Here is a 21379-nt window from a genome sequence, read left to right as displayed (position 1 = left end):
TACGAATATCTTCATTTTTTTAAGATGGTGTTTTGATACTGTTTCGGAGAAAGTGCATAGTGTTTTTTAAACACGCGGCTGAAATAGTTTGGATCTTTGTAACCGACCATATAACTTATTTCTTTTAAACTGTATGCCTGTTTCTTTAACAACTCGACTGCTTTTTCGAGTCTATGGCGGGTGACATAATCGGTCAGGTTTTCTCCCGTTGTTGTTTTGAACAACTGCGAGAAATAAGAAGCGCTTATTCCCGCATGTGCTGCCGCATCTTCGAGCGTTAATGAAGCTTGGGGATTTTCATCAATCCATGCTTTCGTCCGTTCCATTTTGTTCAGGGAGCGGTAGTGCTGTCTGATTTTCATACAGCTCCACCGAATCAGTTCGAACCAGTCTTCAGCGCTGTCCATATCGTCTGGATCTTTACCGGGTGCGTCTATACGTCTGTCATTCAGTATCTGTTTGATACTGTAATACAGCTCCTCCATCTTCCTGTCTTTCTCAGGACGATCCATGAGCTGCAGCATAGGCGGCATTGCCCTTTGGATATCGGCTTCCTGCACAGCTTCCCGGATCCTTTCCAGCGTATCATGCGTCTCATACTCCAACACGTTTTCGTTTTCTTTGCTTTTCTGAAGGTGAACGAGGGCTTCCACGTAGGAGCGGGAGAGGGTTCCCTTATTCGTTGAGGGCTTCCCTGTTCCAATCAAAAAAGCACTCCCGCGTTCGTACTGGATCCTCTTGGCGAGCCGCAGCGGTTCATCGGAAGGCAGGTGCCTGCTGCTCATTATGCAAACGATGAGCTGCCGCCCTTCTTCCTGATTCACAATCGCATCATCCGCTGTCCATGTACTTAGTTCCTCCGCGGGAAGAGTAAACGCCTCGTTATGCTGCTTTTCGATTACGAGAAAAAAGCCGGATTCCATCCCTGGATACAATTCGTTCAGCAGGTTGGTCATCCCCGGTGCATCCTGAATGATATAGGAAAGCAGCAGCTGCTTTGCGAGTTTTATGTTGTGTTCTTTTTGTTTGTGCTGCTCCCTTTCTTCCAAAATATTATCCATCACACGCTGAACCGCTTCTATTGTTTCTTCTTTTTTGCCCGGTTTTAGAATATATTCCCTCACCCCCAGTTTCATCGCCTGCTTCGCATAATCAAACGAATCATAGGCTGTGACCATGATGAAGTGGACCGATGGCAGAAACGTCTGAATACGTTCCACTGCCTGCATGCCATCAATTCCCGGCATTTTGATATCCATCAAAATAATATCCGGTTCATGCGTTGCTGCAAGTTCCACCGCCATTCTTCCATTCACTGCTTCGGCAGTAACGACAAGGGACGAAAACTGTTCTTCGAGAAAACGGCGCATGGCTTTACGCTCCAGCAGCTCGTCTTCAGCAATCATTACGTTCATCCTGCTCCTCCTTTCCGGAAAGTGGTCCTTGTTTCGGCAGAAACAGCCGGATACAGGTGCCGCTGTTTTGTACTGATGTAATATCCATCACCTTTTCTGTCTGATAGAACAACTGCAGCCGCCGGCGTACATTCACCAGTCCCAGCCCGGTGGAATGTCCAACATGGTCTTCTTCCGGTTTATCCGGGTCAAACATATGCTGCATCTGGTGTTCAGTCATTCCAATGCCGTCATCCACCACTTCCACCACCGCCTGCTCTGCTTCGTCATAGATCCGGACCGTAATCGTGCCGCCCTCTTCCAAAGGTTCCACTCCGTGAATAAAGGCATTTTCAACAAGGGGCTGCAGAAACAGACGCGGCACACGAACCGGCAGCACATCCTGCTCCATATCCAGCTGAAAGGACACCCTGCCCTGGAACCGTGTTTCCTGGATATGAAAATAACTTTCCACCGCATTCACTTCTTCCTGCAGGGTCACCGCCTTATCCATGTTTCCAAGATTATACCGAAGGAGTACCGACACAGATTCCATGAGCTGCGATGTAAGATCCGCTTCCTCCAGATACGCCATTTTTGAAACCGTATTCAATGTATTGAACAAAAAATGCGGATTCATTTGATTTTGCAGATGCTTTAGTTCCAGCTCTTTCATCAGCCTGTCCATTTCTGCTTTCTCCTTCATTTCCTCTACGTACGTGCTGATGTCTTCGCGCATTTGATTAAACGTATCACCCAGCAGTTTCATTTCATCATTGGACTGAATCCGGACCGCATCTCCTTCAAAATTCCCTCCCGACACTTCCGCCGCGGCTTCTGAAAGCTGCTGCAACGGGCGGTTCAACCCGGCTGCGAACCAGAACGCAAAGAAAACGGCAATCATAACCGTCGTCAGAAACAAAAACATCGTAAAGATCCCAAATGCTTCGTTTCTTTGCTGCAGATCCGCATAAAACTGTTGATATTCAGTCAACTCCCTGTCTATGAGTTTCAGCGTATTCTCCTGAATATAAGACGCTGTGTTCCTCGTCTCCTGCAGATAAGTCGTGTAACGTTCAATATCATCCTGAAGAACGAAACCGACGGTGATTTCACTGTTTTCGATCAAAGAATCAATCAGATTCCGGTAATTCGAATCCTGAATCCCACCTTTTGCCGTTCTGCTTTGCTCCAGTCTGGATGCCTGTTCTCTTAATTCCGCACGACCGGTGTAATAGGCATTCAGGTTCTCTCGTGATGGATCACGGACATAAGCGTTCGTATCTTCGTAAAGAGCGTCCGCCTGCTGGGAAACAGCATTAAAAATCAAAAATCGTTCAAAACTGGTATTATATTCATCCATCAACCGGCTTGAGCTGATATAAATCGAAACGGAAACAATATTAAATAATAAAATGAATACGAAAAAATAGAACAGCAGTTTCCCCCGTATGGAAGTAAATATATTTTTCAAGATGTCCCATCCCCCCGCCGGATAACTTTTGTTTTCGTATGGTGAACGGGATCGGTATACCCCTCTTCCAGCACCTCAATCATGATTTCGATTCCCTTTTCCCCCATTCGTTCCGGGTACTGGGCAATCGTGGCGTCCAGCCTTCCTTCTTCAAGCAGCTTCATCGTCTCCGGCAGAATATCAAAAGCCAGCATATAAGGCCTCCCCTCTACCTTAATATCTTCCACTCCCTGAACCATCCCAATTCCATCCAGCGCACTTGTACCGAACAAGGCGTTAATATCCGAATGCTGTTTTATCATCGTGTAAGCCGCTTCTGCCGCTCCCACTTCGGAAATATTCGATTCACGCACAGCCACGACCTCCACCCTGTCCCGGCCTGCCACTGCTTCTTCAAAGCCTCTGATCCGCTCCTTTTGATTCAATGATTCCAGATTCCCCGTAATAATTCCGACATGCTGTTCCCCCTCTGTGGCGCGGAGCAGTTCCTCTCCAGCCAGACGCCCTGCCTCCACGTTATCTGTTCCGATATAGGCACTCCGTTCACTATCCGGACGATCGCTGTCAACGGTTAGCACCGGAATTCCTTTTTCTTCGGCCTTTTCAACAAGGTTCCTGAACCTCGGACCAGGCAGACCCTGCGTTAAAATACCGTCCACTTCCGCTGCAATCATCTGATCCATCGTGCGAAGCATTTCCGAGCGATCTGCTTTTTCCGGTCCGATACTCTCCAGATAGATATCATGTTCCTCTGCTGTCTGCTGTGCGTGTTTTTCGACCATACGCCAGTACTCATTGCCGGTTTCCTCGACTAACAAAACGACGTGGTAGTCATACACAGTGGATACCGTTTTTGTCCCCTCTACATAGAACGTTTCCTTCCCGTAATAAAGCATGAGCAAAAAGCAGAGCCCGAATGCTAAACCTCCCCCGGCGTATAACACCGCTCGTTTTCCCCGGTTCATTCTGTTCCCCCTCTTTTTTTTCTGTCTATCTTATTCTTTCGACAACCCCCGTTTTTTCCCTTCCCTTCACAAACGAATGTTCCCTTTTCATATTCCCCCGGGTCTTTCATACTGAAGAAAGGAAGGAAACGAACGACGAAAGGGGAAATACACGTGGATCCATCTTTTTTGATACAGGGATTATACGGGCGGACGGCACACATCGCACCGCCGGACATCTTTGAAGGAATGGACTGGAGAAAAGGAGGGGAAAAGCCGGAAGAGAGCCCCCATACGGTATGGGATATGCTGTTTCATATGACGTGGTGGCAGGACTACCTGCTGCAGATGCTGGCGGGGCAGTACCCGCCCTATCCCCAGCATAACCGGGACACGTTCCCGGAATCCTCTATGCCAAAAAACCAGGAGGAGTGGAACAGCACCCTCCAGCGGTTCCGGGACGGGTTGAAAGAAGCAGAGCGTGAAGCCGGAAAGGATCTGGAGGAAACCGGGTTTGATGAAAACGGAACGACGCGCGCCGAATTGATCATGGACTTGATCACCCACAACAGCTACCACAGCGCCCAGGCGGCTCAGCTCCGGCGCATGACCGGAACCTGGCCGCCGCCCTCCGGAGGACAGACATGGTGAATTCATCCTTTTAAACAAATTTAATGCTAATGAGATATGAATTGTCTATCGTCCATTATCCGGTCCGTAGTTGAAAATAATGTCCTGTAAGACAGGGTTACCGGACACCACCAGGCAAAAAGGAAAACATAATGGACGATAGAAGCTTCTATGTACCACTATCTGTGCACGCCTTCGTTCCAGTGTCTCCTGGAACTATTCTACCTGATAATGATGTTTACGGGGGGCGTTGGTTACCTTATGACTATTCATCCCTCATTTCACGCAGCGACGCGGGCTCTTGCTGCTTCGGACCGTTCCTTTTCCCGCTGAACGCAGCCTCGATTCGTTCATGATGACGTTTACCGGGGCACGGAACTATCTAAAGTGCTTTATGAATCATTCATGACGACGTTTAAGGGGGCACTAAATACTATAAAGTGCCTCAGGCGATGTGCCTAACGACGTTTACGGGAGCGCGGAACCCCCTAAAGTGCCTTAGAACCCATTCCCAACGAACATTTACTCAACCTGAACGAAATAAACGCTTCCATTTTCTACAAACCACCGTGCATCCGCCCTGCATTGTTCTGCATCCGTACAAGCGGAGCAGTTCAGATACTTTTTCGATTCCGGCAGCCAGGCCCTGGAACAGCCGGAGTCCGTCGGCTTCAACAAGCAGCTGATCCGGCACGACCGCGGCCGCGAGCCGTTCCCACGGCATAGAAGTCACGATGAGCGCCAGCGAATCGATGCCGCCCTTGTGCACTGGAGTAAAAACGAAGTATGTTGGCGCAGCGGTTGATCTCAGGAACGAAAAATGCCGAACGATTTCCTGAAATCGTTCAGCATTTTTCGCTTCTTTTAAAGGTTTTGTCCCAGTCTCTTTTTCATTCATAGTGGTTTTGTTCCACGGTCCTTTATTTACGTTGCTCCTGTCTTCGTTTCGCTTCTCCTGCCAGTACGTAAAGCACAATATTAGAGGCCATATGCGAGGAGAAACGGTTTACGTCCGTTTCCGGATAGACTTCCACAAAGTCCATGCCGGCGAGACCTTTTTTCCCGAACTCATGAATGAGCGTCAGCAGTTCGTACGAGGTCAAACCGTTGGCATCCGGCGGCCCGCCCGGATTAAACGCAAAGTCGAGCACGTCACTGCAGATGGTAAGGTACACAACATCGACATCGGTGGAGGCCAGGTTGTATATCTCGTCGGCCATCTGATAGATACTGCCTGCTTCGCGGATATCACGGCTCGTAATCGTCACGGCACCGGCATCTTTGGCGTAGCGCCCGGCTTCGGGTTTGTTGCGCGGGCCGTGAATACCGGAATGAATCAAACTTTCATTGCGGACGCCTTCGAGTTCATAAAGACGGGCAAACGGTGTATTTCTCGCGTATTTCTCATTACCGTGCGCGGGCATGTTGTCATAGTGGGCATCCAGATGAATGATACCGACTTTTTTACCCTGTTCTTCAACAAGTCCTTTCACAATCGGATACGTGATACTGTGATCCCCGCCGAGTCCGATTGGAAAGACATCTTTGTTCCACAGGTGATTCCGCGTGAAATCAGTGATCCGCTCCATCGTTTCACCGGGATCGTTCCAGTTGATGGTGACATCCCCCAGATCTCCGAGCGACAAATGGCCAAATACGTCGATAAAATCAAGTTCCGGGAGAAAACCGGAATATCTGCCGGAAGAGAGGCGCATCGATTTAGGACCGAGTTCGCAGCTCGTATAATCGCCCCATGTGACGCCGCCTTCCCACGGAACTCCGTAAATGACGGCATCCACTTCATCAGCATCGGTTACTTTGCGGCTATGTAAAAAAACAGGCGTATTGCCGTAAACATACTCGATTGTCATAACGAAACTCCTTTCCAATCCTATGTTGTTTCAGTGTAGCGGATTCATACCGCTCGTGCAAATGCTGAAGGATTACCGTATATTGACGTTCGCATAGGATTTCTTTACGATGGAATACACGCTGAAGCGGTTCAAATCAAAGGAGGAATGCGAAATGGAAACCTTTACGTTTTGGACATGGTTCTGGATTTTTTTCCCGATGCCCCTGCTTGTCCTATGGGCCATTCTATCTTATGTGAGAGAAAAAGGGGGGAATAAATCATGAATCCTGTTTATGTTACGTTTGGTTTATATCTCTTATTACTGCTTACGGTTGGTATTATTACCTACAGAATGACGCACTCGATGTCAGACTACGTGCTCGGCGGACGGAAGTTAAACAGCTGGGTGACAGCGTTCTCGGCACAGGCGAGTGACTTCAGCGGCTGGCTTCTGCTCGGCCTTCCCGGCGTGGCCTATGCTTCCAGTATGAGTGAAGGAAGCTTGTTTCTGGCGATCGGGCTTGCGGTCGGCGCCGCTTTTAACTGGCATTACGTTGCCAAACGTCTCCGGAATTATACATACACCGCAGGCGATTCGATTACGATATCGGAATTTTTCGAGAATCGTTTCCGTGACCAGTCCCATCTTATCCGCATCGTCTCGGCTGTCTTTATTGTAATTTTCTTTATGTTCTACACTTCTTCGGGACTCGTTGCCGGCGGTAAGCTGTTTGAAACGACATTTGGTTTCGATTATACGACCGCTCTCACCATCGGAGCGCTCATTATTTTTGGTTACACCTTTCTCGGCGGCTTTATTGCGGTGAGCTGGACGGATTTTATTCAAGGATTTCTTATGTTCCTTGCGCTTCTCATTACACCGATTATTGCCATCCAGCAGATGGGCGGTTTCGGAGAAGTACTGGCGGCGCTTGGGCAGATTAATCCGTCACTTCTTTCCATCGGCGAAACGGTGCAGTTCAGCTTTTCTGATAATATATTCTGGGAGTCTGCCGGCTCCATATCCTTTATTGCCGTTATCTCTTCCCTCGCCTGGGGCCTGGGTTATTTCGGGCAGCCCCATATTCTGATGCGTTTCATGGCCATCCGGAGTGTGAAAGACATTCCAAAATCCAGGCTGATCGCCATTATATGCGGACTCGTGCTGCCGCTTTACGGCTCTCTTCTTGTCGGAACGGTCGGCATTGCCTATTTTGGACCGGAAAACCCGTTGAACGACCCGGAACAGGTGTTTATTGAACTTGTCCAGATGACCTTTAATCCGTGGATTGCCGGCATGCTCCTTGCTGCAGTGCTATCCGCGATCATGAGTACCATCGACTCGCAGCTGCTCGTATCATCCAGCGCGCTTGTGGAAGATTTCTACCGGGTATTTATTCGTAAGAACGCTTCCCAGAAAGAACTGGTATGGGCGAGCCGCACCGCGGTCTTTCTCATTCTGCTGATTGCCTTTGTTCTGGCCTTTAATGAAAACAGTACCGTACTGGAACTGGTATCGTATGCGTGGGCCGGTTTCGGAGCGGCGTTCGGACCGGGGCTTTTGTTCTCATTGTTCTGGAAACGCACCACCATGCCGGCGGTTGTCACCTCCATTATACTGGGCGGAGGAACCGTTCTTCTATGGGGATTCACCGGCTCCGAGCTGTATGAACTGGTCCCCGGCTTTCTGCTTGCTTCCCTCGCGATTGTCGTGATCAGTCTGCTCGGGTCCAAACCACCGCAAGAGGTAACAGATGAATTCGAACAGGTGAAAAACATGTAAAAATGCTGCGCTTTATACCGGACGCGTTTTACAAACATTTTTCCGCACAAAGTGTCTGCTATTTCCTTATTACAACCATGCCGGCGTCCAACCTGTCCATAACACAAAAATAAAAGACACTTTGAGACGCTTTCTACTGAAAAATGTCCACTAAAATGATTTAGTGGACATTTGTACGTGCGGACTGGCTGTACATCTTCCTGCGGTTCAGCGGCTGCTTCCGCGGAGAATCAACGTGGTGGCGACTTCTGTTTTTTTGGCGGCAGCCCTTTCTCCGCGGAGCTGTTCCTGAATAAGATCCACCGCCGTTTCCCCCATCTGTTCTGTGTAGACTTTCACGGTGCTGAGCGGGGGATACATGTATTTGGAGATGCTGACGTCGTTCACGCTGATCAGACTGATCTCTTCCGGGACCTGTACAGAGTTTTCATGAAGCACCTGCAGGCATCCAACAGCCATCGTGTCGTTGGCGGTAAATACAGCTTCCGGCAGACGGCCCCGGTGTTCCTCGAGCATATTTCCCATCAGCTCCCGTCCGGAGCCGACCGTAAAGCTGCCGGTGTAAAACAGCTTCGGATCAAACAGACTCCGCTCCTTCAAAAAAGATTGAAACCTCGTTTCCCGCGCGTCTTCAATCGGTTCGGATTCAAGACGGTACGTTTCACGCCCGCCGATGTAGCCGATACGCCGGCTCCCCTCATTCAGAAAATGCTGCAGCACCTTTTCGGCTGCTTTTTCAAAGTTAACCGTCACAGCATCATACTGCTCGCTGTCCGGGGAAGAGTCGACAAACACAATGACGGGGGATACAGCTGTCAGCACCTCTACCTGTTCGGCACTGAATTTCCCAACTGCGATAATGCCGTCGATGCCGCTTGGATGCTGCCGGGTGAACTCGTCATAGACATACTTCACAAACTGAATGCCCTGCTGCTGACAGCGGTTCTCCACCCCCAGCCGGATGGACATATAGTAGAGGTCTTCCAGTTCTTCCTTTTCGGTATACCAGTGCACGATGGCGACCGAAGTCGAAGCTGCAGTTCTGCGCTTTCCTTTTTTATATTCCAGTTCTTCCGCCGCTTCAAAAATCTTTTTTTTCGTCGACTCTGTCACCGACAGGGACTCATCGTAATTCAGCACCCGTGACACGGTGGCTAGCGAGACTCCAGCTTTTTCTGCAATATCCTTGATGGTGGCCATGTCTAAGAATCTCCTTTATCATTGCGTGCCGAACGAAAAGGTGGTGGCTGCTTTATAGGCTTCTCCCGCCTGCACGAGACAGGTCGGCCGGCCGAGCCCGCGGAACATTTCCGGCAGACGCTGGGTTTCGATACAGATGCCCGCGTATCGTTCTCCCTTTCCATGTTCAAGTTCCAGAGCCCCACTGATTTTATTGCCGGTGTACACAACGGCGCCCGGTTCTGTCGTTTCCACCTTCATCGTACGCCCGCTCTCTTCTTCGGACAGATACACATAGCGTTCCCGGCCCTGTTCAAACACAAAAAAATGATCAAAACCGCCGTTTGCTGTGTCGAGCTGCGGGTGATCCGCTCCGAAAACACCGGACAGCTTTGTTTGTTCGCGTACATCAAACGGCGTTCCCTCCGACTGGATGAGCGTTCCTGTCGGAATCAATGTATCATCCAGTTCAAACACACATTCCACGGGTGCCTGCAGGGCGTGAGCATCCAGTTTCCGTCTGCCGTTTCCACTTAAATTAAAATACGTATGATTGGTAAGGCTGATCCACGTGGTCCGCTCCGGGACAGCTTCGTATTCCACCGTTAGGTTACCCTGACGCTCGAGGGTATATGTCACCGTTACGTCGACCCTTCCCGGGTACCCCTCCTCGCCGTCTACACTCAGGAGGTGGAAGGAAACAGATGGTTCCTCTCCATCACGTTTCACTTCATAATTCCAGAACCGGTGGCTGAACCCGGTGGTGCCCCCGTGCAGGTGGTGATCTCCTTCGTTCAGCGACAGATGATGGGTGTCGTCTCCGAGCTGCAGGCGTCCGTAAGGGATTCTTCCTGCCGTGCGTCCAATGACAGCACCTAAAAATATACTGTCGGTCCGGTAGTCCGCCGGGTCATTGTATGCCAACACGACATTTTCAAGCTTTCCGTCTTTGTCCGGAACATACAACCCGCGGATCCGGCACCCGAAATTCAACACGTCCGCCCGGACCCCCTGATCATCCTCCATAGTAATCTGAATCAGCGGTTCGCCGTCCCAGTGATCGATGGTTTCTTCTTTGATCATTACATGTCCCTCCTGCTATTTCGTATCATTGATGGTCCCAAGCAGGGCACGAAGACCCTGCTTTCCGTCTTCCGTTCGTTTGAAGACCCCGGCGTCTTCCAGCACCCGCAGAAATTTCTTCCCCGTCTCTTTCTGTACAATATCCGCCGCCTCGGCTTCGTCTTTTACCGGACCGCGCAACGCTTTCAGCTGCTCTGCCCAGGCCTGGTGTTCTTTTGCGACAGCTTCCTTTCTGCCGAGAAGATACTGTTCCACGTCTTTCAGATCATGCGCGAGTCTTTTGGGGAGTACCGCGAGTCCCATCACTTCTATCAGACCGATGTTTTCTTTTTTGATATGGTGCACATCTTCGTGCGGATGAAAAATACCCGCAGGATGCTCCTCATCCGTCCGGTTGTTCCGGAGCACCAGATCCATTTCATACGCGCTCCCTTTCCGCCGGGCAATCGGCGTAATAGTGTTATGCGGGGTGCTGCCGGTATGGGACAAAATATGCCGTCCCGGATCATTATAAGACTTCCACACCTTCAGAATACGGCTTGAAGCGCTTACTAAGGAAGCCGGGTCATCCGCACGCAGCCGCAGTACCGTCATCGGCCACCGTACGACCGAAGCTGCAATATCCGGATATCCATCCAGCACAAATGATTCATCATCCGGTGCCCCGGCAAGCGCGAATTCATAGCGTCCTCCCTGGTAATGGTCGTGGGACAAAATGGAACCGCCGACAATCGGAATATCGGCATTGGATCCCATGAAATAATGGGGAAATCTGCCGACAAAAGAAAGCAGCCGCTGAAACGTCTCCGGCCCGATCGCCATGTCCCGGTGTTTTTCTGCTAAAAGAATGCAGTGTTCCGGGTAATAGACATAAGGGGAGTACTGAAGATACCAGCGTTCCCCCTCAAGCGGGACGCGGATAAGCCGGTGGTTGGAGCGTGCAGGGTGTCCAATCCTGCCGCCGTATCCTTCGTTTTCCATACAGAGCACACAAAGAGGATAGGAAGCTTCTTTTTTAAGCTCTCTTTCTTTTTCGATCTCTTTCGGATCTTTTTCCGGTTTGGAAAGATTAATCGTAATATCAAGCGTACCGTACTCAGACTCCGCCTTGTAATGGATATTTTTCGCAATCCGCTTCGTCTGGATATAGTTTGAAGACCGGCTCAGATGGTAAAAGTAGTCGGTGGCTTCTTTCGGATCTTTTTCATATTTCGCATAGAACCGCTCATTCACGACAGATGGAAGCGGAATAAATACGTTCATTAACGACGCCTGCAGCTGTTCTTTTTCTTCTGTCATGGACCCGGTAACTCCAAGCTTCTCCGCCGCGTCACTGATTTTTTCAAGGAGGTCCGGGACACTTTCGTCCAGCTGTTCTGACACATCCGGGTAAAAATCGTCAATGCCGAGCTGCAAAAGCAGTTGGTTCCGGGAGTATACCGCGTCTTCGGCGGCAATCAATCCAAGGTTTCCAGCCTGCTGAACGAGCGATTCGACCCATGCACATACTTTTTCTACAGTCATGATGAATGTCCTCCATACCCGTTTGGATTTTTGCGGTGCCAGTTCCAGGCATCCCGGATCACCGTGTCCACTTTCGTGCGTACAGGCTTCCAGCCCAGCATGTTCTTTGCTTTTTCCGATGACGCGATGAGACGGGAAGGGTCCCCTGCTCTGCGCTCACCGTACTCCTGTGGAATGTGCTGTCCGGTGCTTCTTTCGGCGGCTTCAATCATCTCTTTCACCGAAAATCCTTCACTGCTTCCAAGGTTGAATACATCACTGTCTCCACCTTTTTTCAGGTGATCGAGCGCCTGCAGATGCGCGCTGATCAAGTCTTCCACGTGCACGTAATCGCGGATGCATGTGCCGTCTCTTGTCGGGTAATCGTCCCCGAATATGGTGACTGATTCCCGCTGTCCGAGTGCTGCCTGTAAAATAATCGGCACGAGGTGGGTTTCCGGCCGGTGGTCTTCACCAACCCTGCCGCTCTGCCGTGCTCCGGCGACATTAAAATAACGCAGGGAAACGTAGCGGATGCCGTGGGCGGCCGAGGCCCATTTGATCATGTTTTCCATCCCGAGCTTCGTCTCGCCGTACGGGTTCTGCGGCCGTGTCGGTGCTTCTTCGGTCACCGGCACGTCTTTGGGCTCTCCGTAAACGGCGGCGGTGGATGAAAACACGATATCACGCACGCCGAATTCCGCCATCATTTCAAGCAGCACCTGGGTACCGAACATATTGTTATCATAATAAGCGAGCGGCTTTTCCACCGATTCGCCAACGATGGAATGCGCGGCAAACATCAACACCTGTTTGATTTTTTTCCGGCGGAACACACTCCGCATGAACTCCCTGTCACGGATATCTCCTTCATAGAACACCGCTCCTTTGGGGAGTGCTTCTTTGTGGCCGGTCCCAAGATTATCAACAACGACCGGTTGTTTCCCCTGATCAAGCAGTTGATGAACAGCGTGCGATCCAATGTATCCCGCTCCTCCGGCAACTAGTATACTCACTCTATCACGACCTCTCCCGTTATTGGTTTGGCGCCATCTCCTGCTTTTGCTTCGTAAATGGACGGGGCGTATCCGATCACTGCTTCATACTGCGCAGCAACATGACGCCGGAATGCCTCTGTTTTTTCGGTTTCCACAAGCGCGATGGCACATCCTCCAAAGCCTGCTCCCGTCATCCGGGCACCGAGGACGCCTTCCTGCTCCCATGCAGCTTCCACGAGGGTGTCCAGTTCCTCCCCCGTCACTTCATAATCGTCCCGAAGCGACACGTGAGAAGCATTCATCAATGCTCCAAACCCCTGCAGATCCCCGTCTTTCAGTCTCTGTAACGATTTTTTCGTCCGGTCGTTTTCATAGACTGCATGGCGGGCGCGCCGGACGGCTGTCTCATTTCTGATGCGTGCTTTCCATTTTTCAAATTCTTCCGGACCCAGCGCACCGAGCGCCTCAATGCCGGTGCCCGCTTTCAAATCTTCCAACGCCGCTTCGCATTCGCTCCGCCGGTCATTGTATTTTGATCCGGCGAGGGTGCGTTCTTTGTTCGTATTCATAATCATCAGCGTGTAATGGTGTAAATGAAGCGGCGCATATTCATACTGAAGACGGTGGCAGTCGAGCAGTATGCCGTGATCGGACCTGCCCATTCCAATGGCAAACTGGTCCATGATGCCGCTGTTCACCCCGATATACTCATTTTCCACCTTCTGCCCGGTTTTCACAAGGTCCACCCGGTCTATCCGGAGATCACACAGATACTCCAGCATCACTCCGGTAACGAGCTCCATGGAAGCCGACGAAGACAGCCCCGCCCCGTTCGGTATATTCCCGTAATACAGCACATCCATGCCGGCCGGAATGTCCCATCCCGCTTCGATCAGCTTATAGATCATACCTTTCGGATAATTCACCCAGCCGTCTTCTTCTCTATAATCCAGACAGTCCAGGCTCACCTCGACAACCCCGCTTTCGGGCATATTTTCAGAATAAAGACGTACCTTCCTGTCGCTCCGCCCGGAAGCAAGCGCATACGTTCCTTTCGTAATGGCACATGGAAAAACATTTCCTCCGTTATAATCCGTGTGCTCGCCGATCAGATTAATGCGGCCCGGGGCGAAAAACAATTGTATATCCTTTTCTCCAAACTTTTGTGTGAACGCTTTCTTTAAATCGCTTACCTGCATACCTTTCCTCCCTCTCCGCTTCTCCTTTCTTTCATCTTACGGGTACAGGAAGTAAAAATTCAAGTAAAATTTTAATGTTTTTACCGATATTTTTACTAAAGTGAAAAAATAACGATTCCTGTTGATTCAGGAACCGCTTCTCTTTCAGATATTACGCAGTTGTTCAGTGAGGAAAGTGCAGAAGCAGCACCCCCAAAATAATACATGCGATGGAGGACAGTTTTCGTTTATCCGCCGACTCCTGGAAAAACACAATACCTAAAAGGGTCGTAGCGGCAATCGTCATACCGGACCAAATCGCGTACGCGGTGCTGATTTCGATTTTTTGAACACTGATTGTCAAAAAGTAGATGCAGAATATATAAAAAAGAAAAACTCCCGCGCTTGGCAGGCGGCGCCGGAAACCGTCGGATAATTTCACAGAAATGTTTCCAATCACCGCGAAAATAAGACTAACCGCTAAAAAGGTATACCCCACTTAATACACCACCTTTCGTGTATGACGCCTCTGCTTTGGCAGATTTAAACCGAGAACACCAGCCACAATGAAGAGAATTCCGGTGATTTTAAATAACGATACAGATTCCTGAAACAAAATAATACCGCCGGCGGATACAATAACGGTACCTACTCCCGCCCATAACGCATTGATGATACCGAGACCGTGCCGATTTGTGAGCAGCACATAGAAAGTGAGCGCCAGAGAGTAGGCAGCAATCACAACAATCGTTGCCCCGGGCTCCGTAAAACCCTTCGACAGCTTCATAAATCCCGCGCCGACTATCTCAAGCAGTATAGCAAGACTTAAAAAAATGTAGTATCGTAACATAAAGACCCTTCTTTCATTTTTTCAGGGAGTGAATGCCTGATGAACCTGCAGATGCTGGAATATTTTTTAACAGCAGCAAAAGAAAAAAGCATCACAAAAGCGGCAGATATCTTATTCGTTTCACAGCCTGCCTTAAGCAAACAGGTCAGCAAACTGGAAGAAACACTGGGCTTTCCGCTGTTCATCCGTACGTCCAAAGGGATTAGTCTCACTCATAAAGGACAGAAACTGTATGATGATGTGGAACCAACCCTCAGAAAGCTGCAGTCTGAGTTATACAGCCACATGCATGATCGGGAAATACGCATGGGCAGCGATCCTTTTTTAGCGTCTTATTTTTTCCCTGATTATATTGAACAGGCAAACCCTTTCAATATAAAGCTGACATACGTGAAAGACGATTCCCTGGAATTACTACCATTGCTTGAATCCGGCGGTATTGATGCAGCTGTTATCCAGGATGTTGCCCGCCACAAAGGCCTACAGTCGACTTTTTTATTTCATGATACGTTCTTTGCGGCCGTTTCTTCCAATCATGACCTGGCGCAGCAGCATATGGTGTCCATTTCCGACTGTCTGCTGTATACGCAGCTGCTGCCGCCCGCCTCCACTCCTTTGTACAAAAGAATTCACCTGCTGGCGGAGGAACAAGGGTACACTGTGCCGCCTGTTATTGAACTGCCTTACCATGCGCTGATCGGTTTTGCCGCTCAAGGGTACGGCGTAACCTACCTTCCTTCTATCATGGTGAAAAAAATCCAGTACAAAGGTGTCGAGTTTCTTCCTATAGAAAACAATCCGATTCAACGGGAAATGCACCTGTATGCCCTTGATAGCAGCACATTAAAAATATTGAAAACCGGGTTCGATACGTAAAGTATAAACGACGGGATAATCTGTGACTAATACTCTTTTTTCATCTTTCCATAACCAAAAGTTATATCAACAGCATATAAAAAGGACGCTTTTATCGATTGCAGCGTCCTTTTTGTAACAGATTCAATTATTTGTTAATAACAATGGACAACTTGTAGTTGGCGTGCTCCTGCAGGCTTTTCAGAAACGTGTCCACATACTCGTGCGATGGAAATTTACATTCGAGCAGGTAACAGCCGTCACCACTTATTCTATAGTTGTTCATAATATAAGGCTGCTGTGTCTCAATGAAAGAAAGATATGGTTTATGAGCTGTGTGGATGATAATATGCAGGAAAACATGGACAGGGTATCCCATTTTGGCATTATTCACATTCACGGAGTATCCTTCAATCACGCCATTTTCCTCAAGCTTTGCCACTCTGTCCGACGCAGCCTGACCGGTCAAATGGACCTTCTCTCCAAGTTCTTTCATCGTAATCCGGCTGTTCTGAGACAATTCATTCAATATATGATGGTCGGTACGATCCACTATTTCTTCCCCTTCCTTACATTTTTCAAGTAAAGTCGTTGGCATACTTGATTCGTTCTATGTATACAGCCATCCTTATCCCTTATAATAAATCCAGATGGAATAAAAGGAGGCCTTAATCATGAACATACAACTGATTCGTAACGCAACACTCCACATCGACTATGCGGGGACATCGTTTCTTATCGATCCATTTTTGTCCGAAAAAGGCGCGCAGCCTGCTTTCCAAAACGCTCCGCGGGAAGACCAGAACAATCCTTTAGTGGAGCTGCCTGTATCGGTGGAAAGTGTTATCGATGTCGATGCCGTCATCGTAACACATCTGCACCCCGACCACTGGGATCAGGCGGCCGTCGATGCGCTGCCAAAGGACATTCCGTTGTTCGCCCAGAACGAAAAAGACGCGGAACATATCCGTCATGAAGGGTTCACCCATGTTCAGGTACTACAGAAGAATTCTTCATTTGAAGGAGTCCAGCTCGCGAAAACCGAAGGAGAACACGGACGCGGGGATATCGTAAATACAGCCGGTCCCGTATCCGGTGTCGTTTTCAACCATCCCGACGAAAAAACGTTGTACATTGCCGGGGATACGGTCTGGAACGAATACGTCAAAGAAGAAATCAACAAGCATCAGCCGGACGTCATTGTAGTCAACGGCGGCGACAACCAGTTTAACGAAGGCGGATCGCTTGTGATGGGCAAAGAAGACATTTATGAAGTATACCAATCTGCTCCTGATGCCTATATTATTTCCGTTCACATGGAAGCTGTCAATCACTGGACCCTGTCCAGGCAGGAGCTGAAAGACTACGCCGAAGAAAAGAGCTTTGCTTCCCGCCTTGCTGTACCGGATGACGGACAAACATACTCCCTGTAAAGAAAAATACGTATGAAGGAACGGTTTGCCGTTCCTTCATACGTATTTTTTTGGTACGCCTTTTTGACAGCGGCTCGTTCGGCGCGTATCAGCCAAACTTCTGCGTTTACCTGCCGAAGACGGCCATTTACATGCCAAATGAAGATCAATACCGTCCGAATCGAAACGTACAAGCCAAGGATGCTATGTTACATGCCAAATCATTCGATTTACGTGCGGAACAGAAGTGATTGCAAGCGGATGCCACTGCATAGATCACCCCGGCGTAATTACATCCGATGCTTTTTCTTGAGAAAACCGCAAACAAATAGACCCGGACGATTCATCCAGGAAGACGACAGCACCAGGCACAGCACCTTCCCATAAGAATCGTCCGGGTCTTATTTATTTTTAAATGTCCGTTCTAAAGAACACTTTTCAAATCCGCTTTCACACTCTGCTGCAAAGCACAACACGCAACTGTCTTACGATGTATGCTGGACCAGCAGCGTTTCTGCCATAGAAATGGAATACTCTGTCGCTTTTTCTGCACCTATCAACGTTGTCATGGAAGTTGTCCCTTCGAGAAGCAGTGTCAGTTGATTTGCTAAATCGCGTTCGTTATTTTTCCCTTTCTCTTCAGCCAGCTGCTGAAAATACCGAAGCAGCTTAAATTTGTGTCCCCTTGCAATGTTTTCAATTTCATTATCCATTCCCGCGTAGTCCTCAATCGCCCGCAGGAACATATCGCCTTTGTAGGACTGCTCCTTCAGCCAGCGGCCGTGAGCTTCCACGGCGGAAATGAACGGGGACTCTGAATTCACTTCCACATAGGAATCCAGGTAGGACCAATAACGTTCCTCCCGCTGTCTCAATACTTCTTCCACCAGATTATCTTTGGAAGAAAAATGATTATACAGCGTCATCGTGGCAATATCTGCCTCACTGATGATTTGCTTCAGACCGACTCCGCGAAATCCATGCTCGTAGAACAGTCTTTCAGCTGTTAAAAGTAATTTATCCTTTTTTGCAGATCGACTCATATACTATGCTTCTCCTTTGTTTAGAAAGAACAACCTTTATACTTTAGATTATCAATGAACGATGTGTCAGTCAAATCTATTCTCCTCATTCCGCAGACGGAACATTTAAAGGGAGCCTGTTTACGGCTCCCTTTATTCCATCAAAAAGGTTAGCAAGTTTATTTACTGCTCTGCAGGTTTAAGGTCTTCAATGGAGTTAACGTCTTCCATATATTCCGGCACAGCCAGTCCGATTTTTGCACCAGCTACGTTTTTTCCAAGGTCCTCAAAACTGTCTTCATATTGGGCGTACAGATCTCCATGAGTGATTGGCATCCACGGTGCCAAAGAAGCATCGCTTTCCCCATTAGCGACCGATTCAAACATAACAGCTGGATCAACAGGAGTAATCGATGTATCGTAACCCTTCTGATCCAGGACGACTTTCATAATATTCGCGGAAACACGCTGATCATCCCAAGGAGTCATTGCCAGGTCCACGGAAGTACCGCCGCCGTCTTCAATACCTTTCGTCCATTCATTCACGGTTTCCTGGTTGTCTTCCACCCAGTTTTCAGCGGTCGCTTCTATTTCCTGATCCTGAATAGTAAGCATGAAAGACTCTACGTCACTTATATCCAGCTCAAACCTGTCCAAAATGGTATAGGCACCGGGTTTATCTTCTTTCAGCCCTTCTCTGGCAATGGTGGTTACATACTCTTCTTCACCAAAAACGCCTTTTGGATCTTCTAAATACTTCAAATCATATTTCGCGAAAATAAAGTGGGGAGACCATGCAGAAACAACAATAGGTTCTTCATTACTGATAGCATTTTCCAAAGAGGTCAGCATGGCCATGGCAGAGGACGATTCCTGCTGCCAGCCAGCCAGATTGTTATACTGGGACAATGCGTCTTCTGTTGCCTGGTATGCACCGGATCCCGGTTCAATACCTGTAATGGTATAGTCGAGTTGTTCACTTACACTCGCTGAACTTCCACCGTTTCCGGACGAATCATCCTGTCCACAACCAGCAGTCACCAAAACAAATGACAAACCGGCAAACAACACGCTGCTTTTCCACATCCCCATTGTTTTAACACTCCTTTAGTATTACTGTGTTTATTTACAATTTTATGGGTTCACACAGCTGATGAGTTTTTTTCACACATGCACTACAAAGACAGAACATTCTATCTACATGATGTTGAAAACAGCCATATCACACTTGTAGAAAGAGTTCCTGTCATCAGCCTGCCGGAACATAAATCTGAACCTGCATGGTCCCGGACCACGCCTACAGCACCCGGGCCGATTTTGCAAAAGTGGATTCCCGGAAAACGGTTATCCCACCTGTTTTCCGGAATCAGTGCCTTATGCTCTGTTACTTGGAGGGATAGTCCTGCCGGAAGGCTTTTATCAGAGATACCATCATGAGCAGTAGAATGAACATAAATGGAAAGGCTGAGGCAATCGATGCCGTCTGTAGTGCATTCAGACCTCCGGAAGCGAGCAGTACCGCAGCGAATGCCGCCTGAATGACACCCCATGTCATTTTAACGCTGTTGGACGGATTCAGATCGCCGTTTGTTGTCTGCATACCAAGTACGAACGTTGCAGAGTCGGCGGATGTAACGAAGAACGTGCTGATCAACAGCAGGGCAATGACGATAAGTACCATGCTCAAATCGAATGATTGATACACAGCAAACAGCGTTTCTTCTTTCGCAAGATCTGTCAGGCCGGTATTGATTCCATTGAGTTCTTGATGAAGGCTTGTGCTGCCGAATACAGCAAACCATAGAATACAGAAGATACTTGGTGCAAACAGAACGCCGGTGACGAATTCACGGATGGTTCTGCCTTTGGATACGCGGGCAATAAATGTCCCGACGAATGGAGACCATGCGATGAACCATGCCCAGTAGAAGATCGTCCAGCTTTCAATCCAGCTGGCATGCTGCTCGTCCAGTCCGCCCGTTTCAAAGCTGAGAGACGGAAGCGTCTGAATGTAGGAAAGTAGCGTGGAAAAGAAATTATCAAAGATAAATACCGTTGGACCAAGGATAATCGTCAATATCAAAAGCAATGAAGCAAGTGTGATATTGATATTACTTAAGTATTTGATTCCCTTGTTGATTCCGGTCCATGCGGAAATCATGAAAAGGACTGTTACAATAACGATAATAATCATTTGCAGACTGAGGTTATTCTGCATGTTGGAAACAAACGACAGTCCACCTGAAATCTGGGATGCTCCAAGTCCGAGAGATGTAGCGACACCAAAAATTGTCGCAAATACAGCAATGACATCAATGACCGTTCCCATCCAGCCTTGTGTTTTATTACCAAGAAGCGGCTGGAACGTAGAACTGATGGCACCAGGTGCTTTTCTTCTGAACTTGAAGTAAGCAATCGCCAGTGCGATAACCGTGTAAACGGCCCATGTCTGCAGACCCCAGTGGAAAGCAGTATAACGAAGGGCATTTTCAGCGGCCTGAATGGATTCTGGATCCGCATTCGGCGGAGAAGCAAAGTGACTCAGCGGTTCCGCAGCCCCCCAGAAAATAAGTCCAATTCCCATTCCGGAACCAAACAGCATCGCAAACCATGTGACTCTGTTGTATTCCGGTCTGTCATTTGGATCCCCGAGTCTCAATTTTCCGTATTTACTAAACATCAGATAAATGGAGAAGATAAGGAATGCTGCAACAGAAAGAATATAAAGCCAACCAAATCTGGAAGTAAGGAAAGACTGGATACCATTCGAAACAACCCCCAGATTATCCGGTGCAACAGCCCCCCAGATTACAAAAATAACGGATATAGCGAGCGATATCCAAAAAACGTTGCCGACTTTAGACATGACATAGTGCTCCTTTCAGTAGTGTATATAACGTTCATTATAATTAAAGCAGAAAATTTTAGTACATCTTTCGCATGAATAGAGAAAGAAGTGTACTAAAATCAACTCCTCTTAATAGAACGTTCTTTATATTTTTATCATGATTTTTCATGTTCCACAATCTTGTCAGCGCTTTCTGACAAAAATCCAAATCATTCAGAAAAATCTTTCTTCGAAAAACCAGTTCAAAAGTCTGCAAATTTGTAAATCCATTGCTTAAGGAAAGGCACAGTGATAAAGTAATGTATATTAAACGTTCTATCTATAATCGAACCTGCTATACATGTACTTCGCAACAATTTCAACATTTTAAAAAT

20 protein-coding genes are annotated in these 21379 nt (G+C 48.3%); 4 read left to right on the top strand and 16 right to left on the bottom strand.

Annotated features, from left to right (window positions below):
- Positions 1-11: 11 nt before the first annotated feature.
- The 3 genes from BM124_RS01290 to BM124_RS01280 are packed head-to-tail and all read right to left on the bottom strand — an operon-like array spanning position 12 to position 3833.
- On the bottom strand, positions 12-1415 hold the full coding sequence (locus tag BM124_RS01290; protein WP_093334836.1) for a response regulator transcription factor: 1404 nt from the start codon (positions 1413-1415) through the stop codon (positions 12-14).
- Complete coding sequence (locus BM124_RS01285) at positions 1396-2868, bottom strand: sensor histidine kinase (RefSeq protein ID WP_093334835.1); 1473 nt, start codon at positions 2866-2868, stop codon at positions 1396-1398. Before BM124_RS01285 ends, BM124_RS01290 begins: the two co-directional genes overlap by 20 nt.
- On the bottom strand, positions 2865-3833 hold the full coding sequence (locus BM124_RS01280) for a sugar-binding protein (RefSeq protein ID WP_093334834.1): 969 nt from the start codon (positions 3831-3833) through the stop codon (positions 2865-2867). Before BM124_RS01280 ends, BM124_RS01285 begins: the two co-directional genes overlap by 4 nt.
- 153 nt (positions 3834-3986) lie before the next feature.
- Here BM124_RS01280 and BM124_RS01275 point away from each other — a divergent pair, with 153 nt between their 5' ends.
- On the top strand, positions 3987-4463 hold the full coding sequence (locus BM124_RS01275; protein ID WP_093334833.1) for a DinB family protein: 477 nt from the start codon (positions 3987-3989) through the stop codon (positions 4461-4463).
- A gap of 505 nt (positions 4464-4968) precedes the next feature.
- Here the strand turns inward: BM124_RS01275 and BM124_RS01270 are convergent.
- Together BM124_RS01270 and BM124_RS01265 are read right to left on the bottom strand one after the other, a co-directional pair.
- Positions 4969-5211, bottom strand: coding sequence for a hypothetical protein (locus BM124_RS01270; protein WP_170840904.1), 243 nt, complete (start codon positions 5209-5211; stop codon positions 4969-4971).
- A gap of 151 nt (positions 5212-5362) precedes the next feature.
- Positions 5363-6313, bottom strand: a complete 951-nt coding sequence (locus BM124_RS01265) for an agmatinase family protein (RefSeq protein WP_093334831.1) — start codon at positions 6311-6313, stop codon at positions 5363-5365.
- Between the two features lie 261 nt (positions 6314-6574).
- Here BM124_RS01265 and putP point away from each other — a divergent pair, with 261 nt between their 5' ends.
- Positions 6575-8077, top strand: coding sequence for a sodium/proline symporter PutP (gene putP / locus BM124_RS01260; RefSeq protein ID WP_093334830.1), 1503 nt, complete (start codon positions 6575-6577; stop codon positions 8075-8077).
- Positions 8078-8284: 207 nt separating this feature from the next.
- Here the strand turns inward: putP and BM124_RS01255 are convergent, their stop codons facing one another.
- The 7 genes from BM124_RS01255 to BM124_RS01225 form a co-directional block, all read right to left on the bottom strand.
- On the bottom strand, positions 8285-9277 hold the full coding sequence (locus tag BM124_RS01255) for a LacI family DNA-binding transcriptional regulator (RefSeq protein WP_093334829.1): 993 nt from the start codon (positions 9275-9277) through the stop codon (positions 8285-8287).
- Between the two features lie 18 nt (positions 9278-9295).
- Complete coding sequence (locus BM124_RS01250) at positions 9296-10339, bottom strand: aldose epimerase family protein (RefSeq protein WP_093334828.1); 1044 nt, start codon at positions 10337-10339, stop codon at positions 9296-9298.
- 15 nt (positions 10340-10354) lie between these two features.
- Positions 10355-11863, bottom strand: coding sequence for a UDP-glucose--hexose-1-phosphate uridylyltransferase (gene galT / locus BM124_RS01245; RefSeq protein ID WP_093334827.1), 1509 nt, complete (start codon positions 11861-11863; stop codon positions 10355-10357).
- On the bottom strand, positions 11860-12858 hold the full coding sequence (gene galE / locus BM124_RS01240; protein WP_093334826.1) for a UDP-glucose 4-epimerase GalE: 999 nt from the start codon (positions 12856-12858) through the stop codon (positions 11860-11862). Before galE ends, galT begins: the two co-directional genes overlap by 4 nt.
- Complete coding sequence (locus tag BM124_RS01235) at positions 12855-14039, bottom strand: galactokinase (RefSeq protein WP_093334825.1); 1185 nt, start codon at positions 14037-14039, stop codon at positions 12855-12857. Before BM124_RS01235 ends, galE begins: the two co-directional genes overlap by 4 nt.
- A gap of 163 nt (positions 14040-14202) precedes the next feature.
- Positions 14203-14517 (bottom strand): DMT family transporter, encoded by a 315-nt coding sequence (locus tag BM124_RS01230; protein ID WP_093334824.1) that lies wholly within the window; start codon positions 14515-14517, stop codon positions 14203-14205.
- On the bottom strand, positions 14518-14868 hold the full coding sequence (locus BM124_RS01225) for a DMT family transporter (RefSeq protein WP_093334823.1): 351 nt from the start codon (positions 14866-14868) through the stop codon (positions 14518-14520).
- A gap of 39 nt (positions 14869-14907) precedes the next feature.
- Between BM124_RS01225 and BM124_RS01220 the strand changes: the two genes are divergently transcribed.
- Entirely contained in the window at positions 14908-15744 is an 837-nt protein-coding gene (locus BM124_RS01220) for a LysR family transcriptional regulator (RefSeq protein ID WP_093334822.1), read from the top strand.
- Positions 15745-15871: 127 nt separating this feature from the next.
- Here BM124_RS01220 and BM124_RS01215 read toward each other — a convergent pair whose 3' ends face one another.
- Positions 15872-16279 carry an Lrp/AsnC family transcriptional regulator gene (locus BM124_RS01215; RefSeq protein ID WP_093334866.1) on the bottom strand — a complete coding sequence of 136 codons (408 nt, stop codon included), beginning with the start codon at positions 16277-16279 and terminating at the stop codon, positions 15872-15874.
- A gap of 118 nt (positions 16280-16397) precedes the next feature.
- Here BM124_RS01215 and BM124_RS01210 point away from each other — a divergent pair, with 118 nt between their 5' ends.
- Positions 16398-17156: an MBL fold metallo-hydrolase gene (locus BM124_RS01210; protein WP_093334821.1), complete on the top strand. Its 759-nt coding sequence runs from the start codon at positions 16398-16400 to the stop codon at positions 17154-17156.
- 464 nt (positions 17157-17620) lie between these two features.
- Here BM124_RS01210 and BM124_RS01205 read toward each other — a convergent pair whose 3' ends face one another.
- From BM124_RS01205 to BM124_RS01195, 3 genes are all read right to left on the bottom strand, one after another.
- Positions 17621-18178 carry a TetR/AcrR family transcriptional regulator gene (locus tag BM124_RS01205; RefSeq protein WP_093334820.1) on the bottom strand — a complete coding sequence of 186 codons (558 nt, stop codon included), beginning with the start codon at positions 18176-18178 and terminating at the stop codon, positions 17621-17623.
- Positions 18179-18340: 162 nt separating this feature from the next.
- Positions 18341-19249, bottom strand: a complete 909-nt coding sequence (locus BM124_RS01200; RefSeq protein WP_093334819.1) for a glycine betaine ABC transporter substrate-binding protein — start codon at positions 19247-19249, stop codon at positions 18341-18343.
- Positions 19250-19541: 292 nt separating this feature from the next.
- The gene (locus BM124_RS01195) at positions 19542-21023 is read right to left on the bottom strand and encodes a glycine betaine uptake BCCT transporter (protein ID WP_093334818.1); all 1482 of its coding nucleotides are present in this window, start codon (positions 21021-21023) and stop codon (positions 19542-19544) included.
- Positions 21024-21379: the final 356 nt, after the last annotated feature.

Source organism: Salibacterium halotolerans (genome assembly GCF_900115625.1).
Taxonomy (GTDB): Bacteria; Bacillota; Bacilli; order Bacillales; family Marinococcaceae; genus Salibacterium; species Salibacterium halotolerans.
This window is presented reverse-complemented; position numbering and strand designations above follow the sequence as displayed.

Coding starts and splice junctions, on each gene's coding strand:
- BM124_RS01290 (WP_093334836.1), bottom strand. CDS start 1,415: ATGAACGTAATGATTGCTGAAGACGAGCTGCTGGAGCGTAAAGCCATG.
- BM124_RS01280 (WP_093334834.1), bottom strand. CDS start 3,833: ATGAACCGGGGAAAACGAGCGGTGTTATACGCCGGGGGAGGTTTAGCA.
- BM124_RS01265 (WP_093334831.1), bottom strand. CDS start 6,313: ATGACAATCGAGTATGTTTACGGCAATACGCCTGTTTTTTTACATAGC.
- putP (WP_093334830.1), top strand. CDS start 6,575: ATGAATCCTGTTTATGTTACGTTTGGTTTATATCTCTTATTACTGCTT.
- BM124_RS01255 (WP_093334829.1), bottom strand. CDS start 9,277: ATGGCCACCATCAAGGATATTGCAGAAAAAGCTGGAGTCTCGCTAGCC.
- BM124_RS01250 (WP_093334828.1), bottom strand. CDS start 10,339: ATGATCAAAGAAGAAACCATCGATCACTGGGACGGCGAACCGCTGATT.
- galT (WP_093334827.1), bottom strand. CDS start 11,863: ATGACTGTAGAAAAAGTATGTGCATGGGTCGAATCGCTCGTTCAGCAG.
- BM124_RS01235 (WP_093334825.1), bottom strand. CDS start 14,039: ATGCAGGTAAGCGATTTAAAGAAAGCGTTCACACAAAAGTTTGGAGAA.
- BM124_RS01225 (WP_093334823.1), bottom strand. CDS start 14,868: ATGTTACGATACTACATTTTTTTAAGTCTTGCTATACTGCTTGAGATA.
- BM124_RS01220 (WP_093334822.1), top strand. CDS start 14,908: ATGAACCTGCAGATGCTGGAATATTTTTTAACAGCAGCAAAAGAAAAA.
- BM124_RS01210 (WP_093334821.1), top strand. CDS start 16,398: ATGAACATACAACTGATTCGTAACGCAACACTCCACATCGACTATGCG.
- BM124_RS01205 (WP_093334820.1), bottom strand. CDS start 18,178: ATGAGTCGATCTGCAAAAAAGGATAAATTACTTTTAACAGCTGAAAGA.
- BM124_RS01200 (WP_093334819.1), bottom strand. CDS start 19,249: ATGGGGATGTGGAAAAGCAGCGTGTTGTTTGCCGGTTTGTCATTTGTT.
- BM124_RS01195 (WP_093334818.1), bottom strand. CDS start 21,023: ATGTCTAAAGTCGGCAACGTTTTTTGGATATCGCTCGCTATATCCGTT.